The organism is Streptomyces sp. NBC_01197 (genome assembly GCF_036010505.1).
In the GTDB taxonomy this organism is placed as follows: domain Bacteria; phylum Actinomycetota; class Actinomycetes; order Streptomycetales; family Streptomycetaceae; genus Streptomyces.
Window position 1 is genome coordinate 3,172,420 of sequence record NZ_CP108569.1, and the last position, 26,179, is coordinate 3,198,598.

21 protein-coding genes and 3 pseudogenes are annotated in these 26,179 nt (G+C 68.1%); 18 read left to right on the forward strand and 6 right to left on the reverse strand.

Going from position 1 to position 26,179, the window contains the following annotated elements:
• Positions 1-17: 17 nt before the first annotated feature.
• The 3 genes from OG452_RS14405 to OG452_RS14415 all read right to left on the reverse strand — a co-directional run bounded on the left by OG452_RS14405 (position 18) and on the right by OG452_RS14415 (position 2,943).
• Complete coding sequence (locus OG452_RS14405; RefSeq protein ID WP_327296002.1) at positions 18-581, reverse strand: MarR family winged helix-turn-helix transcriptional regulator; 564 nt, start codon at positions 579-581, stop codon at positions 18-20.
• Positions 582-688: 107 nt separating this feature from the next.
• Positions 689-2,443: a chloride channel protein gene (locus OG452_RS14410; RefSeq protein WP_327296003.1), complete on the reverse strand. Its 1,755-nt coding sequence runs from the start codon at positions 2,441-2,443 to the stop codon at positions 689-691.
• Between the two features lie 53 nt (positions 2,444-2,496).
• Positions 2,497-2,943 (reverse strand): MerR family transcriptional regulator, encoded by a 447-nt coding sequence (locus OG452_RS14415; RefSeq protein WP_327296004.1) that lies wholly within the window; start codon positions 2,941-2,943, stop codon positions 2,497-2,499.
• Positions 2,944-3,170: 227 nt separating this feature from the next.
• On the opposite strand from OG452_RS14415, the gene OG452_RS14420 reads away from it, so the two are divergent.
• The 3 genes from OG452_RS14420 to OG452_RS14430 all read left to right on the forward strand — a co-directional run bounded on the left by OG452_RS14420 (position 3,171) and on the right by OG452_RS14430 (position 6,947).
• Positions 3,171-4,667: a SulP family inorganic anion transporter gene (locus OG452_RS14420; RefSeq protein WP_327299628.1), complete on the forward strand. Its 1,497-nt coding sequence runs from the start codon at positions 3,171-3,173 to the stop codon at positions 4,665-4,667.
• Positions 4,668-5,136: 469 nt separating this feature from the next.
• Positions 5,137-6,426 (forward strand): molybdopterin-dependent oxidoreductase, encoded by a 1,290-nt coding sequence (locus OG452_RS14425; RefSeq protein WP_405565529.1) that lies wholly within the window; start codon positions 5,137-5,139, stop codon positions 6,424-6,426.
• Positions 6,427-6,428: 2 nt separating this feature from the next.
• Positions 6,429-6,947 (forward strand): hypothetical protein, encoded by a 519-nt coding sequence (locus OG452_RS14430; RefSeq protein WP_327299630.1) that lies wholly within the window; start codon positions 6,429-6,431, stop codon positions 6,945-6,947.
• Positions 6,948-6,950: 3 nt separating this feature from the next.
• On the opposite strand, the gene OG452_RS14435 is transcribed toward OG452_RS14430, so the two are convergent.
• Positions 6,951-7,580, reverse strand: coding sequence for a TIGR03086 family metal-binding protein (locus OG452_RS14435; RefSeq protein ID WP_327296005.1), 630 nt, complete (start codon positions 7,578-7,580; stop codon positions 6,951-6,953).
• 64 nt (positions 7,581-7,644) lie between these two features.
• On the opposite strand from OG452_RS14435, the pseudogene OG452_RS14440 reads away from it, so the two are divergent.
• Positions 7,645-8,481 (forward strand): annotated as a pseudogene (locus OG452_RS14440) (AraC family transcriptional regulator).
• Between the two features lie 129 nt (positions 8,482-8,610).
• Here OG452_RS14440 and OG452_RS14445 read toward each other — a convergent pair.
• The gene (locus OG452_RS14445; RefSeq protein ID WP_327296006.1) at positions 8,611-8,871 is read right to left on the reverse strand and encodes a hypothetical protein; all 261 of its coding nucleotides are present in this window, start codon (positions 8,869-8,871) and stop codon (positions 8,611-8,613) included.
• 201 nt (positions 8,872-9,072) lie between these two features.
• Here OG452_RS14445 and OG452_RS14450 point away from each other — a divergent pair, with 201 nt between their 5' ends.
• From OG452_RS14450 to OG452_RS14460, 3 genes are all read left to right on the forward strand, one after another.
• Complete coding sequence (locus OG452_RS14450; RefSeq protein WP_327296007.1) at positions 9,073-9,819, forward strand: Mut7-C RNAse domain-containing protein; 747 nt, start codon at positions 9,073-9,075, stop codon at positions 9,817-9,819.
• Positions 9,820-9,921: 102 nt separating this feature from the next.
• Positions 9,922-10,257 (forward strand): YnfA family protein, encoded by a 336-nt coding sequence (locus tag OG452_RS14455; RefSeq protein WP_327296008.1) that lies wholly within the window; start codon positions 9,922-9,924, stop codon positions 10,255-10,257.
• Positions 10,258-10,331: 74 nt separating this feature from the next.
• Positions 10,332-11,096: an SDR family NAD(P)-dependent oxidoreductase gene (locus OG452_RS14460; protein ID WP_327296009.1), complete on the forward strand. Its 765-nt coding sequence runs from the start codon at positions 10,332-10,334 to the stop codon at positions 11,094-11,096.
• 22 nt (positions 11,097-11,118) lie between these two features.
• On the opposite strand, the gene OG452_RS14465 is transcribed toward OG452_RS14460, so the two are convergent.
• Positions 11,119-12,312 (reverse strand): RtcB family protein, encoded by a 1,194-nt coding sequence (locus tag OG452_RS14465; RefSeq protein WP_327296010.1) that lies wholly within the window; start codon positions 12,310-12,312, stop codon positions 11,119-11,121.
• A 192-nt stretch (positions 12,313-12,504) separates the two neighbouring features.
• On the opposite strand from OG452_RS14465, the gene OG452_RS14470 reads away from it, so the two are divergent.
• From OG452_RS14470 to OG452_RS35445, 11 genes and pseudogenes are all read left to right on the forward strand, one after another.
• A complete protein-coding gene (locus OG452_RS14470) occupies positions 12,505-13,365 on the forward strand; it encodes a DUF3558 domain-containing protein (RefSeq protein WP_327299631.1) in 861 nt (286 codons plus the stop codon).
• A 129-nt stretch (positions 13,366-13,494) separates the two neighbouring features.
• Positions 13,495-14,205 (forward strand): DUF3558 domain-containing protein, encoded by a 711-nt coding sequence (locus tag OG452_RS14475; protein ID WP_327296011.1) that lies wholly within the window; start codon positions 13,495-13,497, stop codon positions 14,203-14,205.
• 140 nt (positions 14,206-14,345) lie between these two features.
• Positions 14,346-14,507, forward strand: a pseudogene (locus OG452_RS14480) (DUF2637 domain-containing protein); the annotation flags it as partial.
• 46 nt (positions 14,508-14,553) lie between these two features.
• Positions 14,554-16,017 (forward strand): integrase, encoded by a 1,464-nt coding sequence (locus OG452_RS14485; RefSeq protein WP_327296012.1) that lies wholly within the window; start codon positions 14,554-14,556, stop codon positions 16,015-16,017.
• Positions 16,014-17,894 (forward strand): hypothetical protein, encoded by a 1,881-nt coding sequence (locus OG452_RS14490; protein ID WP_327296013.1) that lies wholly within the window; start codon positions 16,014-16,016, stop codon positions 17,892-17,894. The genes OG452_RS14485 and OG452_RS14490 overlap by 4 nt, the downstream gene beginning before the upstream one ends.
• A gap of 290 nt (positions 17,895-18,184) precedes the next feature.
• Positions 18,185-20,059 carry a hypothetical protein gene (locus OG452_RS14495; protein ID WP_327296014.1) on the forward strand — a complete coding sequence of 625 codons (1,875 nt, stop codon included), beginning with the start codon at positions 18,185-18,187 and terminating at the stop codon, positions 20,057-20,059.
• Positions 20,056-20,490 (forward strand): hypothetical protein, encoded by a 435-nt coding sequence (locus tag OG452_RS14500; protein ID WP_327296015.1) that lies wholly within the window; start codon positions 20,056-20,058, stop codon positions 20,488-20,490. Before OG452_RS14495 ends, OG452_RS14500 begins: the two co-directional genes overlap by 4 nt.
• A 530-nt stretch (positions 20,491-21,020) precedes the next feature.
• Positions 21,021-21,443: a hypothetical protein gene (locus tag OG452_RS14505; protein WP_327296016.1), complete on the forward strand. Its 423-nt coding sequence runs from the start codon at positions 21,021-21,023 to the stop codon at positions 21,441-21,443.
• A gap of 660 nt (positions 21,444-22,103) precedes the next feature.
• On the forward strand, positions 22,104-24,467 hold the full coding sequence (locus OG452_RS14510; RefSeq protein WP_327296017.1) for a hypothetical protein: 2,364 nt from the start codon (positions 22,104-22,106) through the stop codon (positions 24,465-24,467).
• The gene (locus OG452_RS14515) at positions 24,448-25,209 is read left to right on the forward strand and encodes a hypothetical protein (protein ID WP_327296018.1); all 762 of its coding nucleotides are present in this window, start codon (positions 24,448-24,450) and stop codon (positions 25,207-25,209) included. The genes OG452_RS14510 and OG452_RS14515 overlap by 20 nt, the downstream gene beginning before the upstream one ends.
• Positions 25,210-25,429: 220 nt before the next feature.
• Positions 25,430-26,173: pseudogene (locus tag OG452_RS35445) on the forward strand (DUF2637 domain-containing protein); the annotation flags it as partial.
• Between the last annotated feature and the right edge of the window lie 6 nt (positions 26,174-26,179).

Genomic DNA, 26,179 nt, shown 5'->3' on the forward strand with positions numbered 1-26,179 from the left:
CATACCGGGCGGAGGCGTCAGGTGGAGCGGTGCACGGGTGGATCGGACCAGCCGAGCGGATAGAGCACGGCCTCCTTGCCCTGGACGGCGGGCTCCCCGCCCGCGTCGCTGAAGGCCGTCAGCGCCTTCACCAGGGCCGACCTCTCTTCGGGGGCGAGCTTCTCCACCACCGTGGCGATCTCCCGCCGGCGGCGGGCGGTGACCTCCTCGACCAGCCGGCGCCCCTCGGCGGTGAGGCGCAGCAGTGTGGCCCGCCGGTCGTCCGGGTCGGACTGCCGGTCGGCGAGGCCGGCCGAGATGAGGCGGTCGAGCATGCGCATCGCCGTCGACGGATTCACATCGAGCAGTTCGGCGAGCACCACGAGTTTCGCCGTGTCGTACGTCGACAGCACGACGAGCAGCCGGAACTGAGGCAGCGTGACCCGGTCCTCCACCTCGGCCAGCGACCTGGCCGACACGGCCACCAGCAGACGGGACGCCGTCAGCACCGCGTGGGTCACCGCGTCGACGTCGTCGGCGCCCGGGGCGGTTGCGCTACCGGGGCGGGCGGTGGGTACCAGGGGCCGTGCCCGGGTCGGCATCGGTACCAGGGCCGGTGGGGTGCGGTCGCGCGCTCATGCTTCTTTGTACCGCGCCGAGCGCCGGGTTTCCGCCGCCGGTGCCCGCCCCGGTTTCAGGACCAGCAGGGCTACGCTGCCGCGGCCACCGGGTGCAGCGCCCGCAGTGCGCTCTGGTGGGTGATCCAGCCGACCGGGGCGTCCCGGTCGGCGTCGAGTACGGGCAGTCCGGTGCCCGGTGCCGAGACCAACGCGTGCAGCGCCGCCGACAGCGGCATGTCCGAGCGGAGCCGCGGCGGCAGTTCGGCCAGGTCCCCGGCCGTGGCCGGTGCTCCGGCCTCACCGTCCGGGGTCTCGGCCAGGGCCTCCGCCACGGCTCGGGCGGTGACCGTCCCGACGTACCGGTCGTCCGCGTCGATCACCGGCAGGCTGCCGTGCTCGGAGTGGGCGAGCAGCAGCGCGGCTGCCGACAGCGTGGTCGCGGCGGGCAGCGGATACGGGAGGTCCTCCATGACCTCGTCGACCCGCTGAGTGCCCAGTGGGGCGCCGGGGGCCGCGGCGTCGAGGTCGATGCCACGGCGCCGGAGTTTCAGGGTGTAGACGGTGTCGCGGCCGATCAGTTTGCTGACCAGGGTGGCGGTGACGACAGCCAGCATCAGCGGCAGGATGATCGAGTACTCACCCGTCAGCTCGAAGAGGATCACCACCGCGGTGATCGGCGCCCGCGCCGATCCGGCGAAGACCGCTCCCATCCCGACCAGCGCGTACGCCCCGACCGCCCCCGCCGTGCCGGGCAGCAGCTGCTGCATCCCGATCCCGTACGCGGAACCGAGCATCGCGCCGATGAACAGACTTGGTGCGAACACCCCGCCGGAGCCGCCGATCCCGATGGTCAGGCTGGTGGCGAGGATCTTGCCGATCAGGAGCAGCAGCAGGAACCCGGCGGCGTACCGGCCCTCGGCCGCGTTCTCCAGAACCGGGTACCCGACCCCGTACATCTCCGGAAGCGCCAGCAGGACAACGCCCAGCAGGAGTCCGCCGGCCGCGGGCCGCAGCCACTCGGGGCCGCGCCACGCCCAGTCGCAGGCGTCCTCGATCCAGTAGAGGGTGCGGGTGAAGCCGATCCCCGCACAGCCGGCCGCGATACCGAGCAGGGCGAACAGGCCGTACTGGGCGACGTGTTCGACATGGAACGACGGGAGGTTCAGAAACGCGGCGTTCCCGAACGCGGCACGGCCGATGACGCTCGCGGCCACACTGGAGAGGACGACGGCGCCGAAGGACTCGATGGCGAAGTCCCGCAGGATGAGCTCCATCGCGAAGAACACCCCGGCCAGCGGGGCGTTGAAGGTCGCGGCGATACCGCCGGCCGCACCGCAGGCCACCAGCAGCCGCATCCGCCCCTCGGTGACCTTGGCCAGCCGGCCCAGCGTGGAGCCGAGTGCCGAGCCGATCTGCACGATCGGCCCCTCACGGCCCACCGATCCGCCTGACCCGATGGTCAGCGCCGAGGCCAGCGACTTGACGACCGCCACACTCGCGTTGATACGGCCACCGCGCTGGGCGACCGCGAGCATCACCTCGGGCACCCCGTGGCCGCGGGCCTCCTTGGCGAACCGGTCCACCAGCGGCCCGTACAGCAGCCCGCCGACGACCGGCGCGAGCAGCACGAAGAACGGGCCGAGCCAGGACACGTGCGGGTTCGCGGCATGTCCGGCGCCCGAGTAGTCCACGTGCCCGGAGAAGAGCTGCGTGAAGGTCTTGATCAGCCAGCGGAAGACTATGGACCCGAGTCCCGCGCCGATGCCGGTCAGCGCGGCGAGCACGGCGAGCTTCCCGTGCTCCTCGCGCACCCTTACCGCCCCTGCGACTCCTCTGCTCAACATGTTTGCATTATGCAAAAATATATGGAGCGAAGCTACACATGTGACTCTTTGCACTAGGCAAATGAAGTCGGGACGGGAGGGACCTCCTGGTCAGCCCCCGCTGAGGCCGGAACGGCCAGGCGGGCACGGAGAGTGGCAGCGAACTCCTCGGCCCTGGCCAGCTGGATCCGCAGGTCGTCGACCCGCCCGGCGGCGGCCTCCTCGTATCCCCGGATCCTCTCCAGGAGTGCCGCGCGGTCGGCCGCGCCGAGCGGGGCCGGGTCGTCCAGACGGTCGGTGGCCTCCAGGAGCCCGCGCATCTCGTCCAGCGTGAAACCGAGCGGCTTCATCCGGCGGATGACCATCAGCCGCGCCACATCCGCCTCCGTATAGAGGCGGAACCCGCCCTGGGAGCGGGCCGACGGCCTGACCAGTCCGGTTTCCTCGTAATGCCGGATGGTGCGCAGCGACAGTTCGGTACGTGAGGCGACTTCGCCGATCTGCATGTGCTCGCTGCTCACCTGTATGCCTCTCGCGCTTCCCGGCCGGTGCGGCCGCCACCGGTCTCTACCCTAACGTTAGGGTAGAGTTTGCTGTCGCCCGCGCGAGACCCGTGTGTCCCCATGGCGCCGGGGTGCCGCCCGGCATCTCGTATCTCCCGCATCTCCCGATCCCAGGCCGCCGCACGCTCCTCGGTCCGGATGGTGCCCGAGCACGACAGGTTCCTTCCCCCTTGCGCTCATCAGTTCTGCCCGGCTCCGTCCGAGGACCGCGTCCGGCCCCCGGTGCCCGGCCTCCCTGGCTGAATCCGCGGGTCTTCCGTACGGAGGTGCTGGCCGGCCTCGTGGTTGGGCTGGCGCTGATCCCCGAGGCGATCTCCTTCTCCGTCATCGCCGGTGTCGATCCCAAGGTGGGCCTCTTCGCCGCGTGCACGATGGCCATGGTGATCGCCTTCGTCGGCGGCCGCCCCGCGATGATCTCCGCATCGACCGGTTCGGTGGCCCTTGTCGTCGCCCCGGTCGCCCGGGAGCACGGACTCCCGTACCTCCTGGCGACGGTGATCCTGGCGGGTGCGTTCCAGATCGCCCTGGGCGCTCTGGGCGTGGCGAAGCTGATGCGGTTCGTGCCGCGCTCGGTGATGGTCGGCTTCGTCAATGCGCTGGGCATCCTGCTGTTCACCGCCCAGATACCGAACCTGACCGGTGTGCCCTGGCCGGTCTATCCGCTGACCTGCGCGGGCCTGCTCCTGATGGTGTTCTTCCCGAAGCTGACGAAGGTGGTCCCGGCGCCGCTGGTCTCCATCGTGATCCTCACGGTCATCACGGTTGCCGCCGGCATCGCGGTCCCCACCGTGGGCGACAAGGGCAGGCTGCCCTCGTCGCTGCCGGTTCCGGGCCTGCCGGACGTGCCGTTCGACCTCCACACCCTGACCGTCATCGCTCCGTACGCCCTGGCGATGGCCCTGGTCGGGCTGATGGAGTCCTTGATGACGGCGAAGCTGGTGGACGAGATCACCGACACGCGCTCCGGCAAGACCCGGGAATCCATCGGGCAGGGCATCGCGAACATCGTCACCGGCTTCTTCGGCGGTATGGGCGGTTGCGCGATGATCGGCCAGACGATGATCAACGTCAAGAACGGGGCCCGGACCCGGCTGTCCACCTTCCTGGCCGGGTTCTTCCTGCTCATCCTGTGCATCGTGCTCGGTCCGGTCGTCTCCAGGATCCCCATGGCGGCGCTGGTCGCCGTCATGGTCCTCGTCTCGGTCGGCACCTTCGACTGGCACTCCATCAGGCCCGCCACGCTCAAGCGGATGCCCGCCGGCGAGACCGTGGTCATGGTGATCACCGTGATCATCACCGTCGCGACCAGCAACCTGTCCATCGGAGTGGTCGTCGGAACCGTCACCGCCATGGTGATCTTCGCCCGCCGCGTCGCCCGCCTCGCCGGGGTCAGCTCCGTCCTGGACCCGGACGGCGGCCGGATCACCTACACGGTGACCGGCGCGCTCTTCTTCGCCTCGTCGAACGACCTGGTAACCCGGTTCGACTACGCGACCGACCCGGACAGGGTCGTCATCGACCTGACGGCGTCCCATGTCTGGGACGCCTCGTCCGTGGCCGCACTCGACGCCATCACCACGAAATACGAGCAGCGGGGCAAGGCCGTCGAGATCGTCGGGCTCAACCGCCCCAGCGCCGAGATCCACGGGAAACTCACCGGCGAACTCACCGGCGGTCACTGAGCACAGCACCGGGTGGCACGGCACCGGGAGGTCAGCCCGGCGGGGGCTCCTCCCGCGCCGGGCCCCCGGTACCCGGCGCCCGGCACTGCGCCGTGCGGCTGACGTACGGCCCCCGGTCGACCGCGTACACCGGGCCCGTACGGAATCCGGCCCGAGGATCGGCGGATGGCCAGGCATCTTCGGACGACGGATCCGGCAACCGATCCGGCAGTAGCAGGTTCAGCGGCGAGCGGGCCGGTGGTGACAGCCTCAGCGGCAGCCAGTACGGCGGCGGCAAGTTCAGCAGGAACCGATCCGGCTCCGGCTCCGACTCCGGCGACCGTGCGGGCAGGTGGGCGCCGTGGCCGGGAGCAGTGACCGCGGAGCCGACGGCGACCGCGCCCCGCGCCCGGCCGGGCCGGCGACCGGGGCCAGCCCTTACCGGAAGGAGCGGAAGGAACCAGGGCCTGCTGCCCGGCGGGGCGGCGGGCTGCTCGGCCGGGCGCGGGTGCTCGCCGTCACGGCGCCGCCCGGCCCCTTCCGCCCCGCCTTCTGGCGCAGTCCGCTCCGCGGACCGTGGCTGACGGCGGTCCTCGGCCTGGTCCTGCTGTGCGGCATCACGGTCCTGTTCATCACCGGACTGCTGTCGTACGCCGCCTACAACCCGGGGCTGGGGGCGCTCAACGACAAGACGCCCGGCAAGGGGCTGCTGGGCTTCTACCTGTTCACCTGGCCCACCCACCCCTACTGGCTCTACCGCCTCACCCAGGGCGTACACGTCACACTCGGGATCGTCCTCATCCCGGTGGTGCTCGCCAAACTCTGGTCGGTCGTCCCGAAGCTCTTCGCCTGGCCGCCCGCGCTCAGCCCCGCGCAAGCCCTGGAGCGCCTCTCGCTGATCCTGCTGGTCGGCGGGGTCCTCTTCGAGTTCGTCACCGGCGTGCTCAACATCCAGCTCGACTACGTCTTCCCCGGCTCCTTCTACACCCTGCACTTCTACGGCGCCTGGGTGTTCATGGCCGCCTTCGCGGCCCACGCCGTGCTACGGCTGGGGCGGATGTGGCGGGCGGTGCGCTCCCGCACCCTGCGTTCGGTGCTGGCCACCGACGCCGCGCACACCGAACCGGAGCCGCCCGATCCGTACGGCCTTGTCGCTGCCGCGCCCGCCCGCCCGACCATGAGCAGGCGGGGCGCGCTCGGACTGGTGGGCGCCGGATCGCTGGCCCTGCTCGTAGTGACCGCGGGGCAGAGCATCGGAGGCTCCCTGCGCCGCACCGCTCTGCTCGCCCCGCACAACCGCGACCCCCTGCCGGGCCCGAACGGCTTCCAGATCAACAAGAGCGCGAGCGCCGTAGGCATCAGGGCGTCCGACATCGGTCCCGGCTGGCGCCTGGAGATCTTCGGGACACGGAAACTCACCTTCACCCGCGCGCAGTTGCTCGCCATGGAACAGCACACGGCCCAGCTGCCGATCGCCTGCGTGGAGGGCTGGTCCACCGACGACCAGAGCTGGTCGGGGCTACGCCTCTCCGACCTCGCCGCCCTCGCCGGCGCGCCGCATGCCACCAGCGTCCTGGTCGAATCCGTACAGCTCCGGGGCGCCTTCAGCAAGGTGCTCCTGGCGGGCAATCAGATCAGCAACCCACTCTCACTGCTCGCCCTGCATGTCAACGGAGCACCGCTCTCCACCGACCACGGCTACCCCGCCCGGATCATCGTTCCCGCCAACCCCGGCGTGAACAACACCAAATGGGTCCGCCGCCTCACCTTCCGGACGTGACCATGAGCCTCTTCTCACGCCGCTACGGCGCCCACCCCGTCCATCTGCTCGTCATGGCCTGCTGTTTCACGGTCGCCGGGTACGCCGCGGTGCAGCTCCTCATGGGCCGTACCGTCGCCGTCGCCGTCTGGTTCATCGGTGCCGCGCTCCTGCACGATCTCGTCCTGGTGCCCCTCTACAGCGCTGCGGACCTCACCGCCCAGACCGCGCTCCCGCCGCGCAAGGATGGTAAAAGCAGTAAGGACCGTAAGGGCCGTTCGGCCGGGCGCCGCGGGCTCAACCATCTGCGTACCCCGGTGGTCCTGTCCCTGCTTCTGCTGCTGGTCTGGTTCCCGCTGATCCTGCGCAGGTCGGCCCCGTACCACCAGGACACCGGGCTCTCGGACAGCGTCTACCTCGACCGGTGGCTGCTGATCACCGCAGGACTGTTCGCCGCCTCCGCGCTCACCGCCCTGATCAGCACGGCCCGTCGGCGGACTCGCCGCCGCCGGCCTCGGGTCTCCCGCACGGACGACGGCTGACAGCTAACGGCTCCAGTGCGGGTCCCGGCCGGTGAGAGCGAGGACTCGGTCGAACGCGGAGGCCCCGGCCGCCACCTGCACCGGCTCGCCGAAGACGCCCCCGGCGCGGGCCATCGGGGCCATGTCCGCGAGCGCGGGTGAGAGCTCGTCGACCACGGCCGGCTCGGGCACGAAGTCCTGACCGGTCGCGCGGGCCAGGTCCCAGGCGTGCACGGTCAGATCACCGAGCACCATGTGGCCGACCGTCCTGGCCGGCAGGTTCATGGCGCCCGCCGTGCCGTCCTCCGCACCGGGCGCGGCCCACGCGGTGACAAGAGCCGCGGTCTCCTCACCGAACCTGCGCCGCCAGTCGCCCACCACGTACTCCGGCTCGGAACTGAAGTCCACGTCCTTACGGGCGGCCAGCGCCTGGAAGTTGACCAGGACGTGGATGAGGTGGTTGACCAGTGCGTGTACGTCGTACTCGGCGCACGGCGTACGGTCCGCGAGCTGGGCGTCCCCGATGCCCCGGACCACGGTGAGCGCCCGCGCGGCGGCGGCCGCGAGCAGATCGCTGATCGCCGGCGCACCCGGAGCCCCGGAGGCGGCCCCGCCTCCGTTGACGTTCTGGACCTCGTTCTCGTTCTCGTTCATGGTTCCGACGTTAGGCGCGGCCGGGCGGAGGCGTCTTGAAGAAACGCGACATACGATCACTCGCATGTCAGGCCCGCCGCCCGGCCCGGCGCACGGCCCCCGGCGCGATACCAGGGGCATCGTCGACGCCCCCGAGCTGTTCGCACGCGTCCGGTTCCGCCGCCGCGCACCGGCGCCCGCGCTCCGTCCGTATCTGGAGCACTACTGGCTCATCGACTGGGACCTGGCCGAACCGCATGTCTCCCATGTCGTGCCGCACCCTTCGGTGAACATCGTCTTCCAGCACTTCGGCGGCGCGCCCGCGTTCGGCGAGGTCGCGGGTGTCGGGCTCGGCCTGTTCACCCAGACGCTGGCCGGGGTGGGCGCGGTGTGCGGCATCCAGTTCCGGCCCGGCGGATTCCGTCCCTTCGTACCGGACCGTCCGGTGGCGGAGTGGACCGGACGCCGTGTCCCGCTGCCCGAGGTCCTCCCTGATTCCGGCGCCTGGCCGGCGGACGTCCTCACGCCGCCCGACGAGGACGCACGGGTGGCCGCGCTGGACCGCTTCCTGCTGTCGCTGGCTCCCCGGCCCGACCCGCAGGCGAGCCGGGCGATGGCCCTGGTGGACCGGGTGCGGGCGGACCGTACGATGCGCCGGGTCGAGGAACTGGCCGCCGGGGAAGGCGTATCGGCGCGGTCCCTGCAACGGCTCTTCGCCTCGTACGTCGGCGTGAGCCCCAAGTGGGTGATCCTGCGCTAACGCATCCACGAGGCCCTGGAACGCGCGGAGACGGACACGGCGGTCGACTGGGCGGCGCTCGCCGGCGAACTGGGCTACAGCGACCAGGCGCACCTCACGCGCGACTTCACCGCGACGATCGGCGTGCCCCCGGCTGCGTACGGCGTCTCGCCCCAGTCGTAGCGGGGACGGAGTGCGGGTGGGCGGCCGGGGCGGAGCTCCCGGGAGCAGGCGCTCCCGGGAACCGGCCATCGGCTGCTGAGCTGCTGAGTCGGACTCAGCTGCTGAGTGGGATCAGCCGCTGAGTCAAATTCAGCTGCTGAGGAGTTCGTTGCCCGCCTTCAGGGCGTCGCTACCGGCCTTCGCCGCTCCCTTCACGGCGTGCACCTTCTTGCCGACGTTGTTCCCGACGACACTCTTGGCGATGGGCTTTGCCTGCTCGCCGACGGCGGCCGTGGTCTGGGCCGTGTCGCTGAGCGTGCCCCCGAGGCTGCTGGCCTGGGCGGCGGGTGCGAAGGCGGCGAGGAGGGCGGATCCGGCGGCTGCGGTGGTGAGAATTCGACGTACGTTCATGGTCGGGGTAACGCACGGAGGCGCCCGAAGGCACGCCCCCGTCAGCGGATCGGCCCCGAGTGGCCACCGAACCCACTCGCACGGGGTGAGTTCACAGGGGCTACCGGACGGTCGGCTGACCCTGCCGAAGCACGCCCCACCACTCCCCCGACACAGCAGAAATCTCTGGCCCGGCCCCCGGCCCGATGACATCCTGGCAGCGTGAACGGACCGGAGATCCACCTCGAAGTCGCCCCTGAACTGCGACTCTTCCTCCCATCGGAACGCCGCCAGGGACGTACGACCCTGGTCACCGACGGCTCGTCCTCGCTCGGCCACGTCGTCGAGTCGGCCGGCATCCCGCTCACCGAGGCCGGCCGGCTGGCCGTGGACGGCCGGACCGTACCGTCCTCGCACATCCCGCGCGCGGGCGAGATCATCGAGGTGCACGCGGTGGAGCGCCCCCAACAGGTTCCCGGCGCCCCGCTCCGCTTCCTGCTGGACGTCCATCTCGGCACGCTGGCACGGCGGTTGCGGCTGCTCGGCGTGGACACCGCGTACTTCAGCGAGGACATCGGGGACCCGGCCCTCGCCACGTACTCGGCGCAGCACCGGCGCGTCCTGCTCTCCCGGGACCGGGGCCTGCTGCGACGGCGCGAGCTCTGGGCCGGGGCGTACGTCTACAGCGACCAGCCCGACGAACAACTCCGCGACGTACTGGGCAGGTTCGCCCCCGACCTCGCGCCCTGGACCCGGTGCAGCGCCTGCAACGGCGAGCTGGCCCCTGCCACCAAGGAGAGCGTGCGCGAGCGGATCGAGGGCGGCACCGAGCGCTCCCACGACGTCTTCGCCCAGTGCCTCGTGTGCCGGCGGGTGTACTGGCGCGGGGCGCACCACCACCGCCTTGAGGCCATCGTGGCCGACGCGCTGCGCGAGTTCAGCCCGGCGCCCCGCTCCGCGGACGGCTGATCCGCAGCACGCTCACCACCTCCGCTCACCACCCCGCTCAATCACCCCGCTCAACCGCCCCACCAGCAACAGCCCCGCAGGAAGACCTGCCAGGCTGGCCCCATGCTGATCCTCCGCTCAGTCGCCCTGTTCGTCGTCGCCGCCTTCTTCGAGATCGGCGGCGCCTGGCTCATCTGGCAGGGCGTACGGGACAGCAGGGGCTGGATCTGGATCGGCAGCGGCGTCATCGCGCTCGGCATCTACGGCTTCGTCGCGACCCTCCAGCCCGAGGGCCAGTTCGGCAGGATCCTCGCCGCGTACGGGGGGATCTTCGTCGCCGGGTCGATCGTCTGGGGCATGGTCGCCGACGGCTACCGCCCGGACCGCTGGGACGTGACGGGCGCACTGATCTGCCTGGCCGGGATGGCCGTGATCATGTACGCACCACGTGGCCGCTGACCGGGCATATCCTGGCAGCGCGTCCCGCACCGACCACCCCGGCCGCACCCACCGCCCTCCCGAGGAGCCTCGCCATGACCGCCGCCACCAACCGCATCGCCGTCGTCACCGGAGCGAGCAGCGGCATCGGCGCAGCCACCGCACGGCAGCTCGCCGCAGCCGGCTACCGGGTCGTGCTCACCGCGCGCCGCAAGGACCGGATCGAGGCCGTGGCGGCGGAGATCAACGCGGCGGGCCACCAGGCCACGGCGTACGCCCTGGACGTCACCGACCGCCCGGCCGTCGAGGAATTCGCCACCGTGTTCCCCACCATCGGCGTCCTGGTCAACAACGCGGGCGGCGCACTCGGCGCGGACCCGGTGGCCACCGGCGACCCGGCGGACTGGCGACAGATGTACGAGACCAACGTCATCGGCACGCTCAACCTCACCCAGACCCTGCTCCCCGCCCTGATCGCGAGCGGCGACGGCACGGTCGTGATCGTCTCGTCCACGGCGGGCCACGGGGCGTACGAGGGCGGTGGCGGTTACGTGGCCGCCAAGAACGGCGCCCGGGTGCTCGCCGAGACGCTCCGCCTGGAGATCGTGGGCCAGCCGGTACGGGTGATCGAGATCGCCCCCGGCATGGTCAGGACCGAGGAGTTCGCCACGACCCGCTTCGGCGGCGACGAGGAGAAGGCCGCCAAGGTCTACGCGGGCGTGGCGGAGCCGCTGCTGGCGGACGACGTGGCCGAGACCATCACCTGGGCGGTGACCCGCCCCAGCCACGTCAACATCGACCTCCTGGTGGTCCGCCCGCGCGCCCAGGCGTCCAACACCAAGGTGCACAGGGAGCTGTGACCCAGCCTGTCCCGGCTGCGGGTCAGCCCTTCACACACACGACCTGCTTGAGCTTGGCCACGACCTCGACCAGGTCGCGCTGCCGGTCGATGACCTGCTCGATCGGCTTGTACGCGCCAGGGATCTCGTCCACGACACCGGAGTCCTTCCGGCACTCCACCCCCTGCGTCTGCTCCTCCAGGTCCCGCGTGGTGAAGCGGCGCTTCGCGGCGTTCCGGCTCATCTTCCGCCCGGCGCCGTGCGAGGCGGAGTTGAAGGCCTTCTCGTTACCGAGGCCCTTCACGATGTACGAACCCGTGCCCATCGAACCGGGGATGATCCCGTAGTCACCGGATCCGGCGCGGATGGCGCCCTTCCTGGTGACCAGCAGGTCCATGCCCTCGTACCGCTCCTCGGACACGTAGTTGTGGTGGCAGCTGATGACCGGCTCGAAGGTCACCCGGGCCTTCTTGAACTCCTTCCGGACCACGTCCTGGAAGAGGCTCATCATGATGGCCCGGTTGTACTTCGCGTACTCCTGCGCCCAGAACAGGTCGTTCCGGTACGCCCCCATCTGCGGGGTGCCGGCGATGAACACTGCCAGGTCGCGGTCCACCAGGCCCTGGTTGTGCGGGAGTTTCTGTGCGACGCCGATGTGGTGGTCGGCCAGCTCCTTGCCGATGTTCCGGGAGCCCGAGTGCAACATTAGCCAGACCGAATCTGACTCATCGAGACAGAATTCGATGAAGTGGTTTCCCGAGCCGAGCGAACCCATCTGCTTCACAGCCCGGTCCTGACGGAATTTGACCGCTCCGGCGACCCCGTCGAACCGTGTCCAGAAGTCGTCCCAGCCCGCCACCGGGAAGCCGTGCAGCCGTCCCGGCTCCACCGGGTCGTCGTGCATCCCCCGGCCCACCGGAATGGCCTGTTCGATCTTGGAGCGCAGCCGCGACAGATCGCCCGGCAGATCGTTCGCCGTCAGTGACGTCCTCACCGCCGACATTCCGCAGCCGATGTCCACACCGACCGCCGCCGGGCAGACCGCCCCGTGCATCGCGATCACCGAGCCGACCGTCGCGCCCTTGCCGTAGTGCACGTCCGGCATGACGGCGAGGCCCTTGATCCAGGGCAGTGTGGCGACGTTCCGCAGCTGCTGCATCGCGCCGTCCTCGACCGACGCCGGGTCGGCCCACATCCGGATGGGGACCTTCGCACCCGGAACCTCTACATACGACATAACTCCTCGATTCCCCCGAACAACATGAAAGAGAAAAATACGCATCAAGATCCGCGAAAACGACAGCGGACCGGCGTGTACACCAGTGCGTGCGATAGACATTGTGTCCGGTCACCGTCAGCAGGCGGTATCCGTTTTCCGTTCCGAAGGGAGCCTCGGACAGTGCAGCGAAGGGCTTACGTTCCCGGCTTGGTGCTGCTCGCAGCGCTCGTCACCGGCTGCACGGCCGGTTCCGGGGCCGATGGTTCCGGAGCCGACGCGAAGCCCGGCGAGACCACTCCCGCCGCGGCGCCCGGCAAGTACTCCACCCTGCCCGAACCCTGCCGCGCCGCCGACCAGGGCGTGCTGAAGGACATGTTCCCGGAGATGGCCGACCTGCCGAAGGACCAGCAGGAGAAGGCATACGCGGGCACACCCGAGGCGACCTTCGACACCGACCGCCAGGTGGGCTGCCGGTGGCAGGCCGACGCGCCCGCCGATGCCCACCGGCTGCGTATCTCGATGGAACGCGTCGTGAGTTACGACACGACCGTCAGCGACGACGACCAGGCCAAGACCCTGTACGAGCAGAAGCTCGCCGCCGCCGGCATCCCGGCGGACGGCTCCTCCACCGCGAGCCCGTCCACCGGCGCGGATGGCGGTACGCACACCGGCGCGGACGGCGGTACGGACGCCGACGCGGACAGTGACACGCAGGGCGGCACGCCCGCCGCCGGAAAGACCGGGCAGAACGGCGGGCAGAAGAGCGGACACGACAGCACGCCGGACGCCACAGGCAGTGGGCGGAGCGACGACGGGCAGCCGGCGGACGGCCTCCAGTCGCGGGCCCTCAGCGGCCTGGGCAGCGCCGCCTTCCTCGCCGACATCCCGGCCAGGGCCGGTGCGGCATCCCCGCAGCACACGGTCCGGGTGGTCTTCCGCGCGTCGAACGTCCTCGTCACCGTGGAGTACAGCGAGGAGCCCGCAGAGGCGGGCACTCCCCCCGACACCAAGAGCCTGCAGGACAGGACGCGGGCCATGGCCGGCAAACTCGCCGACCAGATCAGTGAGTAATCCGCCGGCCGGCGCCCCCGGCGTACCGTGGCGGCCCGGACCGTGCGACATATACGTCACGTACGTGCCGTACAACACATACGACCCGTACGACACACGCGAGCCGTACGAAACATGAGTGAAGGAACCATGCACCGATCAGCCCCGCGACTCACCCGCCTTCTCGCCTGTGCAGCCGTCCCCGTGATGCTCGTCGTCGCCGGCTGCTCGTCGGACTCCGGCTCCAGCGGCAAGAAGAACTCGAGCTCCTCCCCCGCGCCCAGCGCGTCGGCGTCCCCGACCGTCGCGAAGGCGGTGTACGCCAAACTGCCCGACGCCTGTAAGTCGATCCCGGCGAAGACCGTCTCGGACCTGGTTCCCAAGGCGAAGGACAAGTCGGGAACCGAGATCAAGTCGACCGACCTGTCGGCCCGCGCCGGGTGTTCCTGGAACGGCCTGGAGAGCAAGGGCACCAAGGGCTCCCAGTACCGCTGGCTCTCCGTCTCGTATCTGCGCTTCGACTCCGACAGCGTCCTCGGCAGCGGGCAGAAGCGCGCGCAGGACCAGTACGCCAAGGCAGTGGCCGACGTGAAGGCGACGGACGGCGCGAAGAACGTCAAGACGGTGACCACGCCGGGCATCGGCAACGAGGCGACCACGGTCACCTACGAACAGCGCAAGACCGACGCGGACTTCATCTACGCCGTGGTCATCACGCGTTCGGAGAACGTCATCACGACCGTCAACCAGAACGGCGCCGGCTACGAGGGCCTCAAGTCCCCCTCGGCCGACGATATGTCGAAGGGGGCGCAGACTGCGGCCAAGGCGGCGGTGTCCTCGCTGACCGCAGCCAACAAGTAGCCCCCGCAAGCGCCTTCGGGCACCCGCCTCCGGAGCCCGGCCCCCTCGGGGACCGGGCTCCGGGCGTACCCGCGCAACGCCGTCCGTACGCATGTGCCAGGCTGTGCCCGCCGGATGTCGAATTCAGGAGGGGGCCGCGGGTGGCCGCGATGCAGTTGACACGCACCCACCGGATACTCATCGCACTCGTGGTCGCGGGTGCGGTGATCATCGCCGGGATCGGTTTCGTGGGGTCCTACGCGGCTGTGCGCGAACTCGCCCTGGAGAAGGGCTTCGGCTCCTTCTCGCTGGTCTTCCCCGTCGTTCTGTAGCCAGTGACCTGTTGCTGGGCTCGTCGTTATGGCGTGAGTGAGCACAGTTGATGTGGGTGGCGGGCGCTGGCGCGCGTACCGGTACAACCTGAAGACACAGAGCCGGGGCCCGTTACCCGAGGCGTGCACCCGGTTCGCGTCCGATCTCGTGTCGTGGGTCATGGCCCTGGGCGGGAGGCACGGGCAGTGGTTCCTGATCGGCCCTGACGGTCGTCCCGACCTGCGGGTGAACTCGTTCTTCGGGTCGCCGAAGATGAAGGGCCGGGCAGCGCGGACGAACCGGGACTATGCCTACTCGGTGTGTCTGTGGTTGAACTTCCTGGAGTCCTTGGGGCGGCGCTGGTGGGAGGCGTCCGAGGACGATGCGCGGGAGTTCCAGTTCTGGCGGGTGACCGATCCGCGTAACCCACGACGGGTGCAACGTAGTTCGTTCTACCGCGACGCCGCGGGGCTGAAGACGTTCTACCGGTGGATGGGCGGACGCTTCCAAGTGGTCAACCCCTTCGAGGAGTTGGAGACCTCGCGGGGCCGCAAGCAGGAAGACGTGAAGTGGCTCGACCCGGCCGGCTACGCGCGGTGGCGGGACCTCGGGCTGCGCGGGCTGGATCTGGACGGCCGCGAGGACCCCGCGTGGGGTGGCCGCAACGAGCAGCGGGACGCCGTATTTGCCGACGGCTTGTACGGCACGGGCCTACGACTGTCGGAGTGGGCGAGCGTGGTGCTGCCGGAGCTCCCGGAGGAGGCGCGAGGGCGGGGCTACTACACGTGTGCGCTGGCTGACGCGTGCGCGAAGGGCGGTTACGGGCACACGTACTGGATGCCGCGTGCGGTGCTCTCCGACGTGTTGTCGTACGTGGAGGGGGCAAGGGCGCGGTCGGTGCGGCGGGCCCAGGTGGCGGGCCGCTATGAGCGGGTGCCTGAGCGGCGGATCGCGGTCGGTTTCGAGGGGCGTCAGGCGGTGACGTTCGAGGCGGAGAGCGGGGAGCGGGAGACGACGGCGTGGAACGAGCTGGATCCTGCTGACCGCAAGCTGCTGTTTCGGCGTACACCGCAGGGGCTGGAGCCGCTGGCTCTCTGGCTGAACGAGGACGGACTGCCCCGGGACGGGCACGGGTGGCATCACACCTTCGAGGCCGCGAACGAGCGGATCGCCGTGCTCGGGCTGAAGGACTTCAGCTGTACGCCGCACATGTTGCGGCACTCGCTGGCGCTGAAGTGGTACTCGGTCGCCAAGTTGGTGCAGGCCCGCCAGCTCGGGCATCTGTCGCAGGAGGAGACCCGCGACTTCAGAGAGCAGTTCGGCGATCACTGGCATCTGGTGCAGACGATGCTGGGGCACCGGCAGGTGGAGACGACCAAGAACGTCTACCTGGAGCCGTTTCGGAACCTGGAGGTGGAGCTGCTGCTGCGGCACGCCGACGGGTTCCCGGTGGAACGGTTCATGGCGGATGTCTTCACAGCCCATCCCCGGGTGCGTACGGATCCGCTGGCGGTGCGGTGAGCCGCCGGGGGCGTGAGGCCGCGCTGCCGCAGGCGGGAGCGGAGCGGGCTTGGGGACTGCACCGGGTCGGCAGCGCTCTGGTGGTGCGCTGCTTCGACGAGACGACGGGTGTGTCCAAGGATTACGGCTTCTCGCATCTGAGGGTGTCGCGGGAACTGCACGAGATGCTGGCCAGGGCGTTCGCGTCGCGGACGGCGCCCGGCGGTGGGCTGACCTCCTTGGATGCGATGAATCTGGCGTACCGGGCGGCGACGCAGTTGGCCGAGCACGTGGCCGGTCTGGTGTGGAGTCCTGTTCTGCCGGAGCATCTGCTGCCGGAACATCTGGACGGCCTGCTGGAGAGCCGGAGCGGGTTCGTCTCGGCGGCGCGAGACCTGGAGCACGTCAAGCTGCTGCTGGCGCACGCGGAGGGGCTCAGTGAGGCGTTGCGCGCCAAGCTCGGTGAGAAGGGCCCGCGCCGGGCGGAAGGGAAGCGGAAGGAGAGTCTGAGCCGGGCGGAGTTCAGGCGGGTCGCCGAGGCGGCGCGAGCGGACCTGCGGGGTGCTGCGGCCCGGATTCGCGGTAACCGGGAGACGCTGCGGGCTTGGCGGGCCGGTGAACTGCCCAATGACGGGGATCTTGCCGGTCAGCGGCGCATGGAGCTGCTGGAGAGCGTGGACCGGGTGGGCGACGTGCCGCGCACGTGGGCCCAGTGCCATGGCCGGGAGGCCCCACTGCCATGGGTGCACCGGTTCGGCACGGTGGAGGAGATCGTGTCGTCGCTGCATCTGACGCGGCGCGAGGCGGTGGCGGGCGCGGTACTGATGGGGGTGCTCACGGGCGAGAACGCGAGTGTGCTGTGGGCGATGCCGGCGGCGCATCATCGTGCGGACGGATACACAGGTGATCTGGGGACGGCGATCGTGGCGGGCCGCAAGTCGCGCCGTGACCGTCATCAGCACATGAGTCTGGTGTTGTCGCAGGTGCCCGACTGGATCAGCATTCCGTCCGACCCGCAGAGTCTGTCGACGAAGGACGAGCTGCACACCGCGTTCGGCCTGTACGTGCTGCTGCACGAGCTCACGGACAGGTCACGAGAGCTGCTCGGCTCGCGGCGGTTGTTGGTACGACAGGCGCTGACCAGCCCGGATCTGCCGAGCCTGTCGGAGAACTTCGAGGACACCATGGTCCAACCCTGGGCCCGCGCACATGGGTTGCAGGCGGACAAGAAGGATGCCAAAGAGCGGCCGGTGCCGCTTCGGGTCACCTTGGGCATCATCCGGCTGACCCATCTGGAACTGCATCAGCGGCCGGTGGCGCAATCGGAGCGGACCCTGGCCACCACCTATCTGGCACGCAACCGGGGCAATCTCGCCGAGTACCAGAAGGTGGTGGCAGACGCGCTCGCGCAGGAGGTGGCCAAGGCGAAGGCGCGCGGAGCGATGGCCGCCCTTTCCGAGGAGGACCTGCGGCAGGCGCAGGAGGAACCGGAGCAGGTCGCCGCCGCGTACGGCGTGGACGTGGCCACGCTGCAACGGATGATCGACGGTGAGCTCGACACCGTGATGAACGCCTGTGCGGACAACACCGGCGGCCAGTACGCGCCCGCCGGTCAGCCGTGCCGGGCGTCGTTCATGCTGTGCCTGGACTGCCCGTGCGCGCGGGCACTCCCCCGCCATCTCCCCGTCCAGGTCCTGGTGCACGACCGGATCGAGGAGCGGCGCGCGCAGATGCCTGCGCTGCAGTGGGCGCAGCGGTTCGCTGCCCCGCAGGCTCAGCTCGCCGATCTGCTCGGCCAGCACTCCAAGACCGTGGTCGATGACGCACGGGCCGGTGCCACCGATGACGACCGGGCCCTGGTGACCCGGTTCCTCAGCAGGGAGCTCGATCTTCGATGATGAGCCAATCCGCCATCGCGCTTCTCCGGGACGACGCTCCCGACGGGCTGCCCAAGGGCACGGAGTGGCCCGGGCCGGACACGCTGGTTTTGCTGCGCCGGGAATGCCGAGGAGGTACGGACCGTCGGGCGCTGTCGCGGTTCGGCGATGACCGGTGGATTTTGACCCCGGCCGTCTTCGAGGCCCACACCAAGGCCGTAAGCCTGAACTTCCGGCCCGTTCCAGCGCCTTGGCGGCTGGAGGTGAAGTACTACGTGTGGCAGCTGCTGAATCTCCCCCGGACCAGGAGCATGCGCAATTCCCGCGGGGAACGGATCTCCCCGCTCACGGTCTCCATCGTGTTCCCACAGCTCAAAGCCTTCGTGCGATGGCTGCACCAGCAGCAGGCCACATCGTTCGCGCAGGTCACCCCGGCCCATCTGGACCGCTACCTCGACGACCTCAGGGACGCGAAGATCTCTCTGGGTCTCAGATACCGGCGGGTGGGCGAGGTCCGGCGGCTGTGGGCGCACCGGGAGATCCTGCCGCCGTTCATGCGGCTACCGTCCACCCCTCCGTGGAACGGCGAGGACCCCCGCGACCTGTTCAAGAAGGTCCGCCCACAGATGGAGAACCGCACCCCCCGCATCGACGAGCGGGTGATGCAGACGCTGCTGGTATGGGCGCTGCGGTTCGTCGAGGACTTCGCCACGGACATCATGTCCGCGCACGCCGAGCACACCCGCCTGCACGCGTTGAGCCCCGAACTCATCCGCCGCCCGGCAGGCCAGCAGAAGCGCGGCGGCTACCTTCCGGGCCAGCTGCGCCGAGCGGTGATCGACTACCTCGACAAGCTGCGCACTGACGGGGGCCACCTGCCCGGGCATCTCTCCAACGACGGCAAGCTCCAGATCGACTGGCGGCACATCGAGCGCCTCTTCGTCTGCTCCGCCGAGATCAGACGCAACGGCACCGGCCGCCTGATCATCGAATCCGGCCTGCCCATCGACTCCGACATCCCCCTGGACGTGTCCGTCACCGGGCTGCTTGAAGGGAGCCCTTGGCGCAGTTCAGCCATCGGATATCACGAGGCACCCCGGCTGGCCCGGCTGCTGAGCACGGCCTGCTTCATCGTCATCGCATACCTCTCCGGCGCACGCCCCGGGGAGGTCCTCTCCTTGCGCCGCGGCTGTCTGCGCAAGGATCCCGAGACCGGGATGCTGCTGATGGGCGGGCTCTACTACAAGAACGCCGTGGACGCCGACGGCAACAAGATCCCCCAGGGCGCGGAACGCGCCGACCCCTGGGTCGTCGTGGCACCCGTCGCCCGGGCCATCGAGGTCCTGGAAGAGCTGCACTCCAGCGAGCTGCTCTTCCCCACCTACATCGAGAGCTACCGCCGCCCCACCACCCGCCTGGGCGCGGCACGCGACGTCCAGAGTGCCTCCGAGGACATCACCGACCTCACCCAATGGATCAACGCGTACTGCGCCCGCCTCGAGCGCACCGACCGGGTCCCCGACGACCGGCACGGTGCTCTCTCCCCCTCCCGGTTCCGCAGGACGCTGGCCTGGTTCATCCGGCGCCGCCCACGCGGCCTGGTCGCCGCCGCCATCCAGTACGGCCATGTGCACGTCCAGATGCTCCAGGGTTACGCCGGCTCCTACGATTCCGGCTTCCCCGACGAATACGCCTTCGAGGACTGGCTGTACCGCATGGAGACCCTGGCTGAGGACGAACGCGCCCTGGCCGCCGGTGAGCACGTCAGCGGGCCCGCCGCCGACACCTACCGACACCGCGTGAGCGGAGCCCATCGCGCCTTCGCCGGACGCGTCCTGACCAGCACCGCCCAGTCCCGCGACCTGCTCGGCAACCCTCTGCTCCAGATCCACCACGGTCCCGGCATGACCTGCGTCCTCAACCCGGCCACCGCCGCCTGCCAGCTGCGTGGCACCGCCGACGATCCCCTGGTCACCCCCGACATCGACGATTGCCGGCCTAACTGCCGCTGCCTCGTTCGCACCGACCGCGACATCGCCCACGTCGAACAGCAGGCGGCCGAACTCGAAGAGACCGTCGCCGATCCCCTCGCCCCGCCCATTCGTCACGCGCGCGACCAGCACGAACTCGCCCGTCTTCAAGCAATCCTCGACGCTCACCACGAGGGCAGGAAACCGACCCGATGAACGGCTCCCCCACCACCGCTGCCGAGACCGACCCGGTCCGCAAAGCCATCCTGGCCGCGATGGAGCGTATGCTCTCCGGCTCCCCCAAGCGCTCCACCGGTCGCCTCAGCGTCTCCCAACTCGCCATCGAAGCCGACGTCAGGCGCTGGCAGTTGACCCACCGGCACACCGACCTGCGCGACCTCTTCCAGGACCGCGTCCGACAGGCCGAGGACTCCCGCGGCACACACCAGAAGACGGCCGAGGAACGGGACGACCTGCGCCGACGGCATGCGAACTTGCAGCGCTACTGCTCGGAGCTTGAGGAACGAGTCCAGACGTACGCCACCGTGATCAACCTGATGGCGCTGGAGTACGAGGCGCTGACCGAGCAGAACGCGGAGTCAGCACGAGTGCTGCCCCTGCCGTCCCGGCGGACGCCTCGCACCTGAGCTCTACGGTCCGGGACGCCGAAACGGCTATTGCCTTCCCCCGGGCGAGCGCAGCACGCTTGGCGTAGCCGTCTGTCGCCACGCCGCCTGGGCGAACGGCAGCTCTTCGGGATTGTGCCCCAGGCGCACCAGCGTCCAAGCCACCTCGTATGGGATCGAGGGCGTATGGGCTGCCATCAGGCGACGTACGCGCCACTGCGTCACTGGCGCGAGCAGCCAGCGGGTAGTTGGTGTCTTCACTGCCGAACTCTCGCACGCAGTCGGCACTCAGTGGACTGCCCACCTTCTCGCCGTGCACTGGTGTAGCGTTTTCGGCCAACTTCATGGGTGTTTGAGGATGATGACTCGCCCTCCTGATAATCGTAGGGGGCTCCAGTACGGAGAGCACCGATTTCACAGGGGTGGGCAAAGTGGGTGAATTGGACTTTCCTGTCTTGGCGGCGTCTGCTGCCACTCAGGCCTTCGGGTTCCTCTACGGTCAGCTGGGGTCTCTCTTGCAGCGCCGGCGAGACAGGCGAGCTGGAGTGTCCGTGCCAGCAGAGGAAGTTCCGGTAGCGGGAACAGAGATCGTGGCTTCGTCGGTTGACCGGTTCCGACCCGATGACACGATCCTCGAACGGCGCGGTCAGGAGCTCGAACTCTTGGCGGAAGCCTTGGAGGAGTACGTAGGGGCGACGGAGCTTGACGGCCAGGATGTACGGCTTCGACGCAATCTAGGGCGCCTGCGTCGCGCTCTGGAAGAGATCTACGGCCTGGAGTTCGCAATTTCTGACGATGACTCATCTGAGTCTGGAATCAGGATCCGACAGAAAGTCTCCAACGCTCACGACGAGGTGACCGGCATCGACGTGGAGTCTGCTGGGGCATCGGCTCGGGCCGAAGTGAACCAAGACATTGATACGGCGCACAAGGGATCGAAAATTGTCGGGGCCCGCATCAAGCGTCTTGGATAGCAGAGCGCCCTGCTGAACTATGGATAGTCGCTTGAAATTCGGGGGAATTAAATGAACACGGAAAACGAAGACCGCGACGGTGGGATCCCCGTAGTTGGTAGGTCGGCCGGGCGCTGGAGGCCCAGCTTCTTCAATCGAGATGCCTCGGATGATGCAGCCGATCAAGAGGTTACGGAAGAGCAGGAGTCGCAAGAAAGTGACACCGGTGACGGCTACCCTCTCACGGTAGACGAAAAGAGGGGTATCGAGAACCCTTATGCCGTGCCGCCGAATGCTCCTGTGGCAGGGTCGACATCTTTTCCCGGCCAGGCACATAGTGATAAGACGCCAGGCGAAGAAGGCTATCCCATTGGGCAGGGGTCGGGAAATGCGGGGGTAGGTGCAGGCCTAAGTCGCGAAGGGGCTTCGGAGGTGAAGAAGCCGGACGAAAGTATGAGTCCAAGCCCCTTTGGTCTATCCGGTGGAGGGTGGCTTGGTGAGAGCGCGGACAGCGCTGATCGACCTTCTCCCGAGGTTAGCCCAGCCGCTGTAACGGGAATCGATGCTGGAGAAGAAGCCCAGCCCGATGGCTCTGGGATCTCGCAAGAGATTTCGGAAGAGACGGGGAGTTATCCAACCCCTGTAGCTTCAGGAGTTGACGCTAGCGAATCTGCCGCCGACGTGGCGGAGGCCTACTCCGACTGGGCAGCGGAGACGGCTGGAACGGTTGGATCGGCAGATAACGCCGAACGCGCTTCGGAAAGCGGCGTGTGGCTCTCGACGTCGGAACCCGGTGATCCATCAATTCCCTCCGATGGTAGCGATTTGCTGGCAGGTGAGAACTCCCTTCACGAGTCGCTGCCAGGTGTTCCGGCTGAACTGCTGACAGAGATCCCTCGCCTGGCAGAACTCGCTGCCCTAGTGCGGCAGGCTGTTGGCTTCAACTTCGGCCGCGTCACTGGCGTGGAGCTCACCGCGGTAATCGATCAGATGGCTGATCATCAGCAACTGGACGATGATCACCTGGATCTAATTCGGGCAGTGTTTGTCCGTCCTCGAGGGTACGAAAAGGTCCGTGCGGACCTGGTGACCCCAGGTTCCATTTCGGTCATCTCAGGTGACGCGGGATCAGGACGAAAGACGGCTGCAGTCCACGTGCTCGCCGAGCTACGTCGTGCCGGAATGTCTGTTCGTACCCTCAGCTACGGCATTGATAGTAGCTTTCAAGCACGCCGAATGCCACGCATAGACAACTGCGCATTTCTACTCGAATTGCCTCCGGATGAGGATGAGTTCTCGGTTTCTACTAAGTTCGGGCGAACACTGGATGATATCGCCGGGATCCTGAAAAGTACGAAATCCCGGCTCATTGTCCTTACTGACACGGATCAGTGGGAACGGGTGGGAGGTGGCGCATCCGTCATTGCCCGGAAACTGGAACGTCCAGATGCAATCAATGTCGCCAGGGCATGGCTTCGCCTTGATCTCTCCGATGGCGTTGCTCGGCCGTGGACGGATGACCCTCGAATCCAGTCGTTCCTGGCTGACCAAAGCCCAAGCGCAGCCATGGAAATGGTCGATCTCATTCTCCAGGCATGCAACGCATCGCTTGAGGATCTCTCCGATGCCGATTCGGACGCCGACTCGACTGACAGCACTTCGAGCGTGACGGACGTCGATGATTTCAATAGAAGAGTTCTCAGCGTCGTGTCGGCGCGCAAGAACTGGTTCTCGCAACTGCTCAAATGGCACAAGAAGCCTCAGCGCACAGGATTTGAGCGCAATTTCCTTGTGGTGGCAGCAGCCCTGCGCGGGGCGCCGATCGGGCACATCTATAGCCAGACCGGCGCACTGGCAGGATTGATCGGAGGACATAAGCCCGAGCTGCAGGGACAGGACGACATCGGCGTGATCCAGCTCGTCGATTCTGTCGATGCCCGCCTGAGCGGCGATTATGTCGAGTTCTCCAAGCCTGGATGGGATGAGGCCGTCCTGGACTATTTCTGGAGAGATCGACCTCTTGGAAGGGAAGGTTTCCTGAAATGGATGGCGAATGCGCCTCTAAAGTCCACCACTCAAGGTGTCAAGGAATTCAATTCTGAGGAGCGCGCCCTTCTGGCGGAGCGTATGGCGTTCTTCACTCTTCGATGGGCTGCGCGTCACGGCACACCAGAGAATCTGTCAACGATCGTCACTGCCTGGCGCAAGGAAAAGACGCTGGAGCAGGCCGTTGTGCGCCTGGTCACTGCGGCCGCGCTCCATCCTGTGATCGGTCGCGATACCCACCAGGTTCTCTATGATTGGGCTAAGAAGCCCAACGAGGATGCTTCGTTGAAAGCGGCCGTGGCCGACGCGTGCGCCGGAGAATTTGGAACTACCTATCCGGGCAAGGCCCTTGTGCGCTTGCGCCATGTCGCTACCTCTTCGGATCCGGACGTCATCCAGGCAGTGAACGCGGCTGTCCAGAAGCTTTGGGAAGAAGACTCGGTACGCAGCACGCTATTCAGTGAAGTGATCAAATGGTGCGCTTCGGGCGATGAAGGCCGTCAAGCAGCCGGTCGACGCGGCTTCGTTGCGCTGGCTGAACTTGCAGTAAACGAGCAAGGCGCACCACTTCCCGCTCTTCTCGCAGCACAAGATTCCATGGGCTGGAGACCAGGTAAGGACGACCTCGCGACAGGCTGGCGGGCCGCTCTCGACCCGAGCGTAGATGAGGAGCAGTGCCGTGATGCACTGGATCTCTGGTTGAACGCGGCGCTAGAGGATACGGAGATCCGCGAAACCACGATCAGAGTGCTGCGCAAGGCAGTCCAAGACGAACCTGGGGATACGCGACAGGCTCGCCCGAGGCACCGGCTGATTGACCGCATGAACATCTGGCAACTTCCGTTCCCCAAGACGGAAGAGCAGCGACGGCGGGAAGATCTCCGCCGCGAGATTGAAGACGCAGTGCACTCCGACAAGGCCCGCGCGCTTGACCTTCTCCCGAAGACGCAAGGCTTGGACTCCCACGAGGCAGTGGAAGTTGAGCAGGATGATCAGTAGGAGACAACGTCGCATCGCCCAAGACGCTGTCATTGAAGATCCCACCCGCGCGTCCAGGAAATGGGGCTACGAGTTCCGGGATCTCTGGCAAAGCAGGGACAGTGAACTGCACTTTCAGGCTTACGTTCGTATTGAGTGGGAGGTTCTGGGGGATTTTGCGGGGGTCGATTCTAGAGTCGCCGTCTCAATGTGGACACAATTGATCGCCGAGAAGATGGCTCGTGAGGCCACGGTCCTCCGGAGGGAAGCTACGGAGAATGCGATCAACCATGACTTGGCAATTCGACTGCCTCACGAGGACGGCTCAGTAAGGGTGTTGCGAGCTAGCGTCACCCTGGACGTCGAGGAAGGTGTCCTGGAAGAGGCAAAAAGGCGCTTGGACATGAGGCGCCAGCTGGAACTGGACAGCCTGACCCGCCAGCAAAGCTCAGCCCAAGTTGCCTTCATGCGGGAGGAGATACTCCGCGATCCCGTGAATGCTCGCCTGCACTGGCTCCTCAAGAGCCCAACGTCGGAGATCGCAGATGAGGAGACCTGGCTCAACCTTGTTGGGCAAGCCAGCATGTGGAGCAACGACAGCCGCTGGGTCCACGTTGCACGCCTGATAGAGAAGTTCCTTTCCGGCCTGAGCGCGGAGAACCGCCGTGATCTGCTCGGTGTCCTCAAGAAGGTATTCGCCGGCTACGGAGAAGAGGACCTTGCCGCAGAGATCCCGGACGAGTGGGGGCGTGACAGCGAGTAGGCGTCACGGCGCGTTCGGGGGCGTCACGGAAAAGATCAAGGAAGAGCAGCGCAACCAGTAGCTGCAACTGGACCAGTCCCCCGAGCAACAGCGGGGTCACGGGCAGGACAGAGTGAGCAACAGGCCCGTTGTAAAAGAACGCACGCCGACCACCGTTCTGACCTGCGATGCAGTTGCCCTTGCGCGATAGCAACACACCCAACAGGCAAGCGATATAACGATCGGGATCGACGCGGGGATCTGTGTGCTGCTCGCGCTGGATCTGCTGCTGACCTGGATCCGTATCCCGTTCCCGCTGCTGCGCCAGACCGCGTGGCTGCTGACGGCCGCGACGATCGCCTTCAACGGCGCCGCGGCCTGGCCCGACCCGCTGGGGACCGGGATGCACGCGGTGATCCCGGTGCTGTTCGTGGTCTGTGTCGAGGCGGCGCGCCACGCGGTGGGCCGGATCGCCGACATCACGGCCGACAAGCACATGGAGGGCGTGCGCCTCACCCGCTGGCTGCTCGCACCGGTCCCCACCTTTCTGCTGTGGCGCCGGATGAAGCTGTGGGAGCTGCGCAGGTACGACGAGGTCATCAAGCTCGAACAGGACCGGCTGATCTACCAGGCGCGGCTCCAGGCCCGGTTCGGGCGGGCGTGGCGGCGCAAGGCGCCGATCGAGTCGCTGATGCCGCTGCGGCTTGCGCGGTACGGGGTCCCGCTCGCGGAGACTGCCCCGTCCGGGCTGGCCGCGGCCGGCATCGAACCGGCGCTGCTGCCTCCGGCGCCCGCTTTGGAAGCGGGGACCAGGGCCGAGGACCCCGCCGCCGTGGCACCCTCTCCGGAGGCCCAGGCCCCGTCGGGCCCCACCGGCCGGCAGCGGGAGCAGGAGCCGCCGGCCACGCACGAGAGCCCGTGGTTCGCGGCGCCGCAGGTCTCGCAGGAGGCGTACACGGGCACCTACGACCCGGCGTACGAGCCCGCGTAC

Bases quoted from the DNA above. Each gene is read 5' to 3' on its own strand.
- OG452_RS14460 (WP_327296009.1), top strand. From the start codon at position 10,332: ATGACCGCCGCCACCAACCGCATCGCCGTCGTCACCGGAGCGAGCAGC.
- OG452_RS14405 (WP_327296002.1), bottom strand. From the start codon at position 581: ATGCCGACCCGGGCACGGCCCCTGGTACCCACCGCCCGCCCCGGTAGC.
- OG452_RS14500 (WP_327296015.1), top strand. From the start codon at position 20,056: ATGAACGGCTCCCCCACCACCGCTGCCGAGACCGACCCGGTCCGCAAA.
- OG452_RS14465 (WP_327296010.1), bottom strand. From the start codon at position 12,312: ATGTCGTATGTAGAGGTTCCGGGTGCGAAGGTCCCCATCCGGATGTGG.
- OG452_RS14445 (WP_327296006.1), bottom strand. From the start codon at position 8,871: ATGAACGTACGTCGAATTCTCACCACCGCAGCCGCCGGATCCGCCCTC.
- OG452_RS14435 (WP_327296005.1), bottom strand. From the start codon at position 7,580: ATGAACGAGAACGAGAACGAGGTCCAGAACGTCAACGGAGGCGGGGCC.
- OG452_RS14475 (WP_327296011.1), top strand. From the start codon at position 13,495: ATGCACCGATCAGCCCCGCGACTCACCCGCCTTCTCGCCTGTGCAGCC.
- OG452_RS14430 (WP_327299630.1), top strand. From the start codon at position 6,429: ATGAGCCTCTTCTCACGCCGCTACGGCGCCCACCCCGTCCATCTGCTC.
- OG452_RS14455 (WP_327296008.1), top strand. From the start codon at position 9,922: ATGCTGATCCTCCGCTCAGTCGCCCTGTTCGTCGTCGCCGCCTTCTTC.
- OG452_RS14410 (WP_327296003.1), bottom strand. From the start codon at position 2,443: ATGTTGAGCAGAGGAGTCGCAGGGGCGGTAAGGGTGCGCGAGGAGCAC.
- OG452_RS14495 (WP_327296014.1), top strand. From the start codon at position 18,185: ATGCGCAATTCCCGCGGGGAACGGATCTCCCCGCTCACGGTCTCCATC.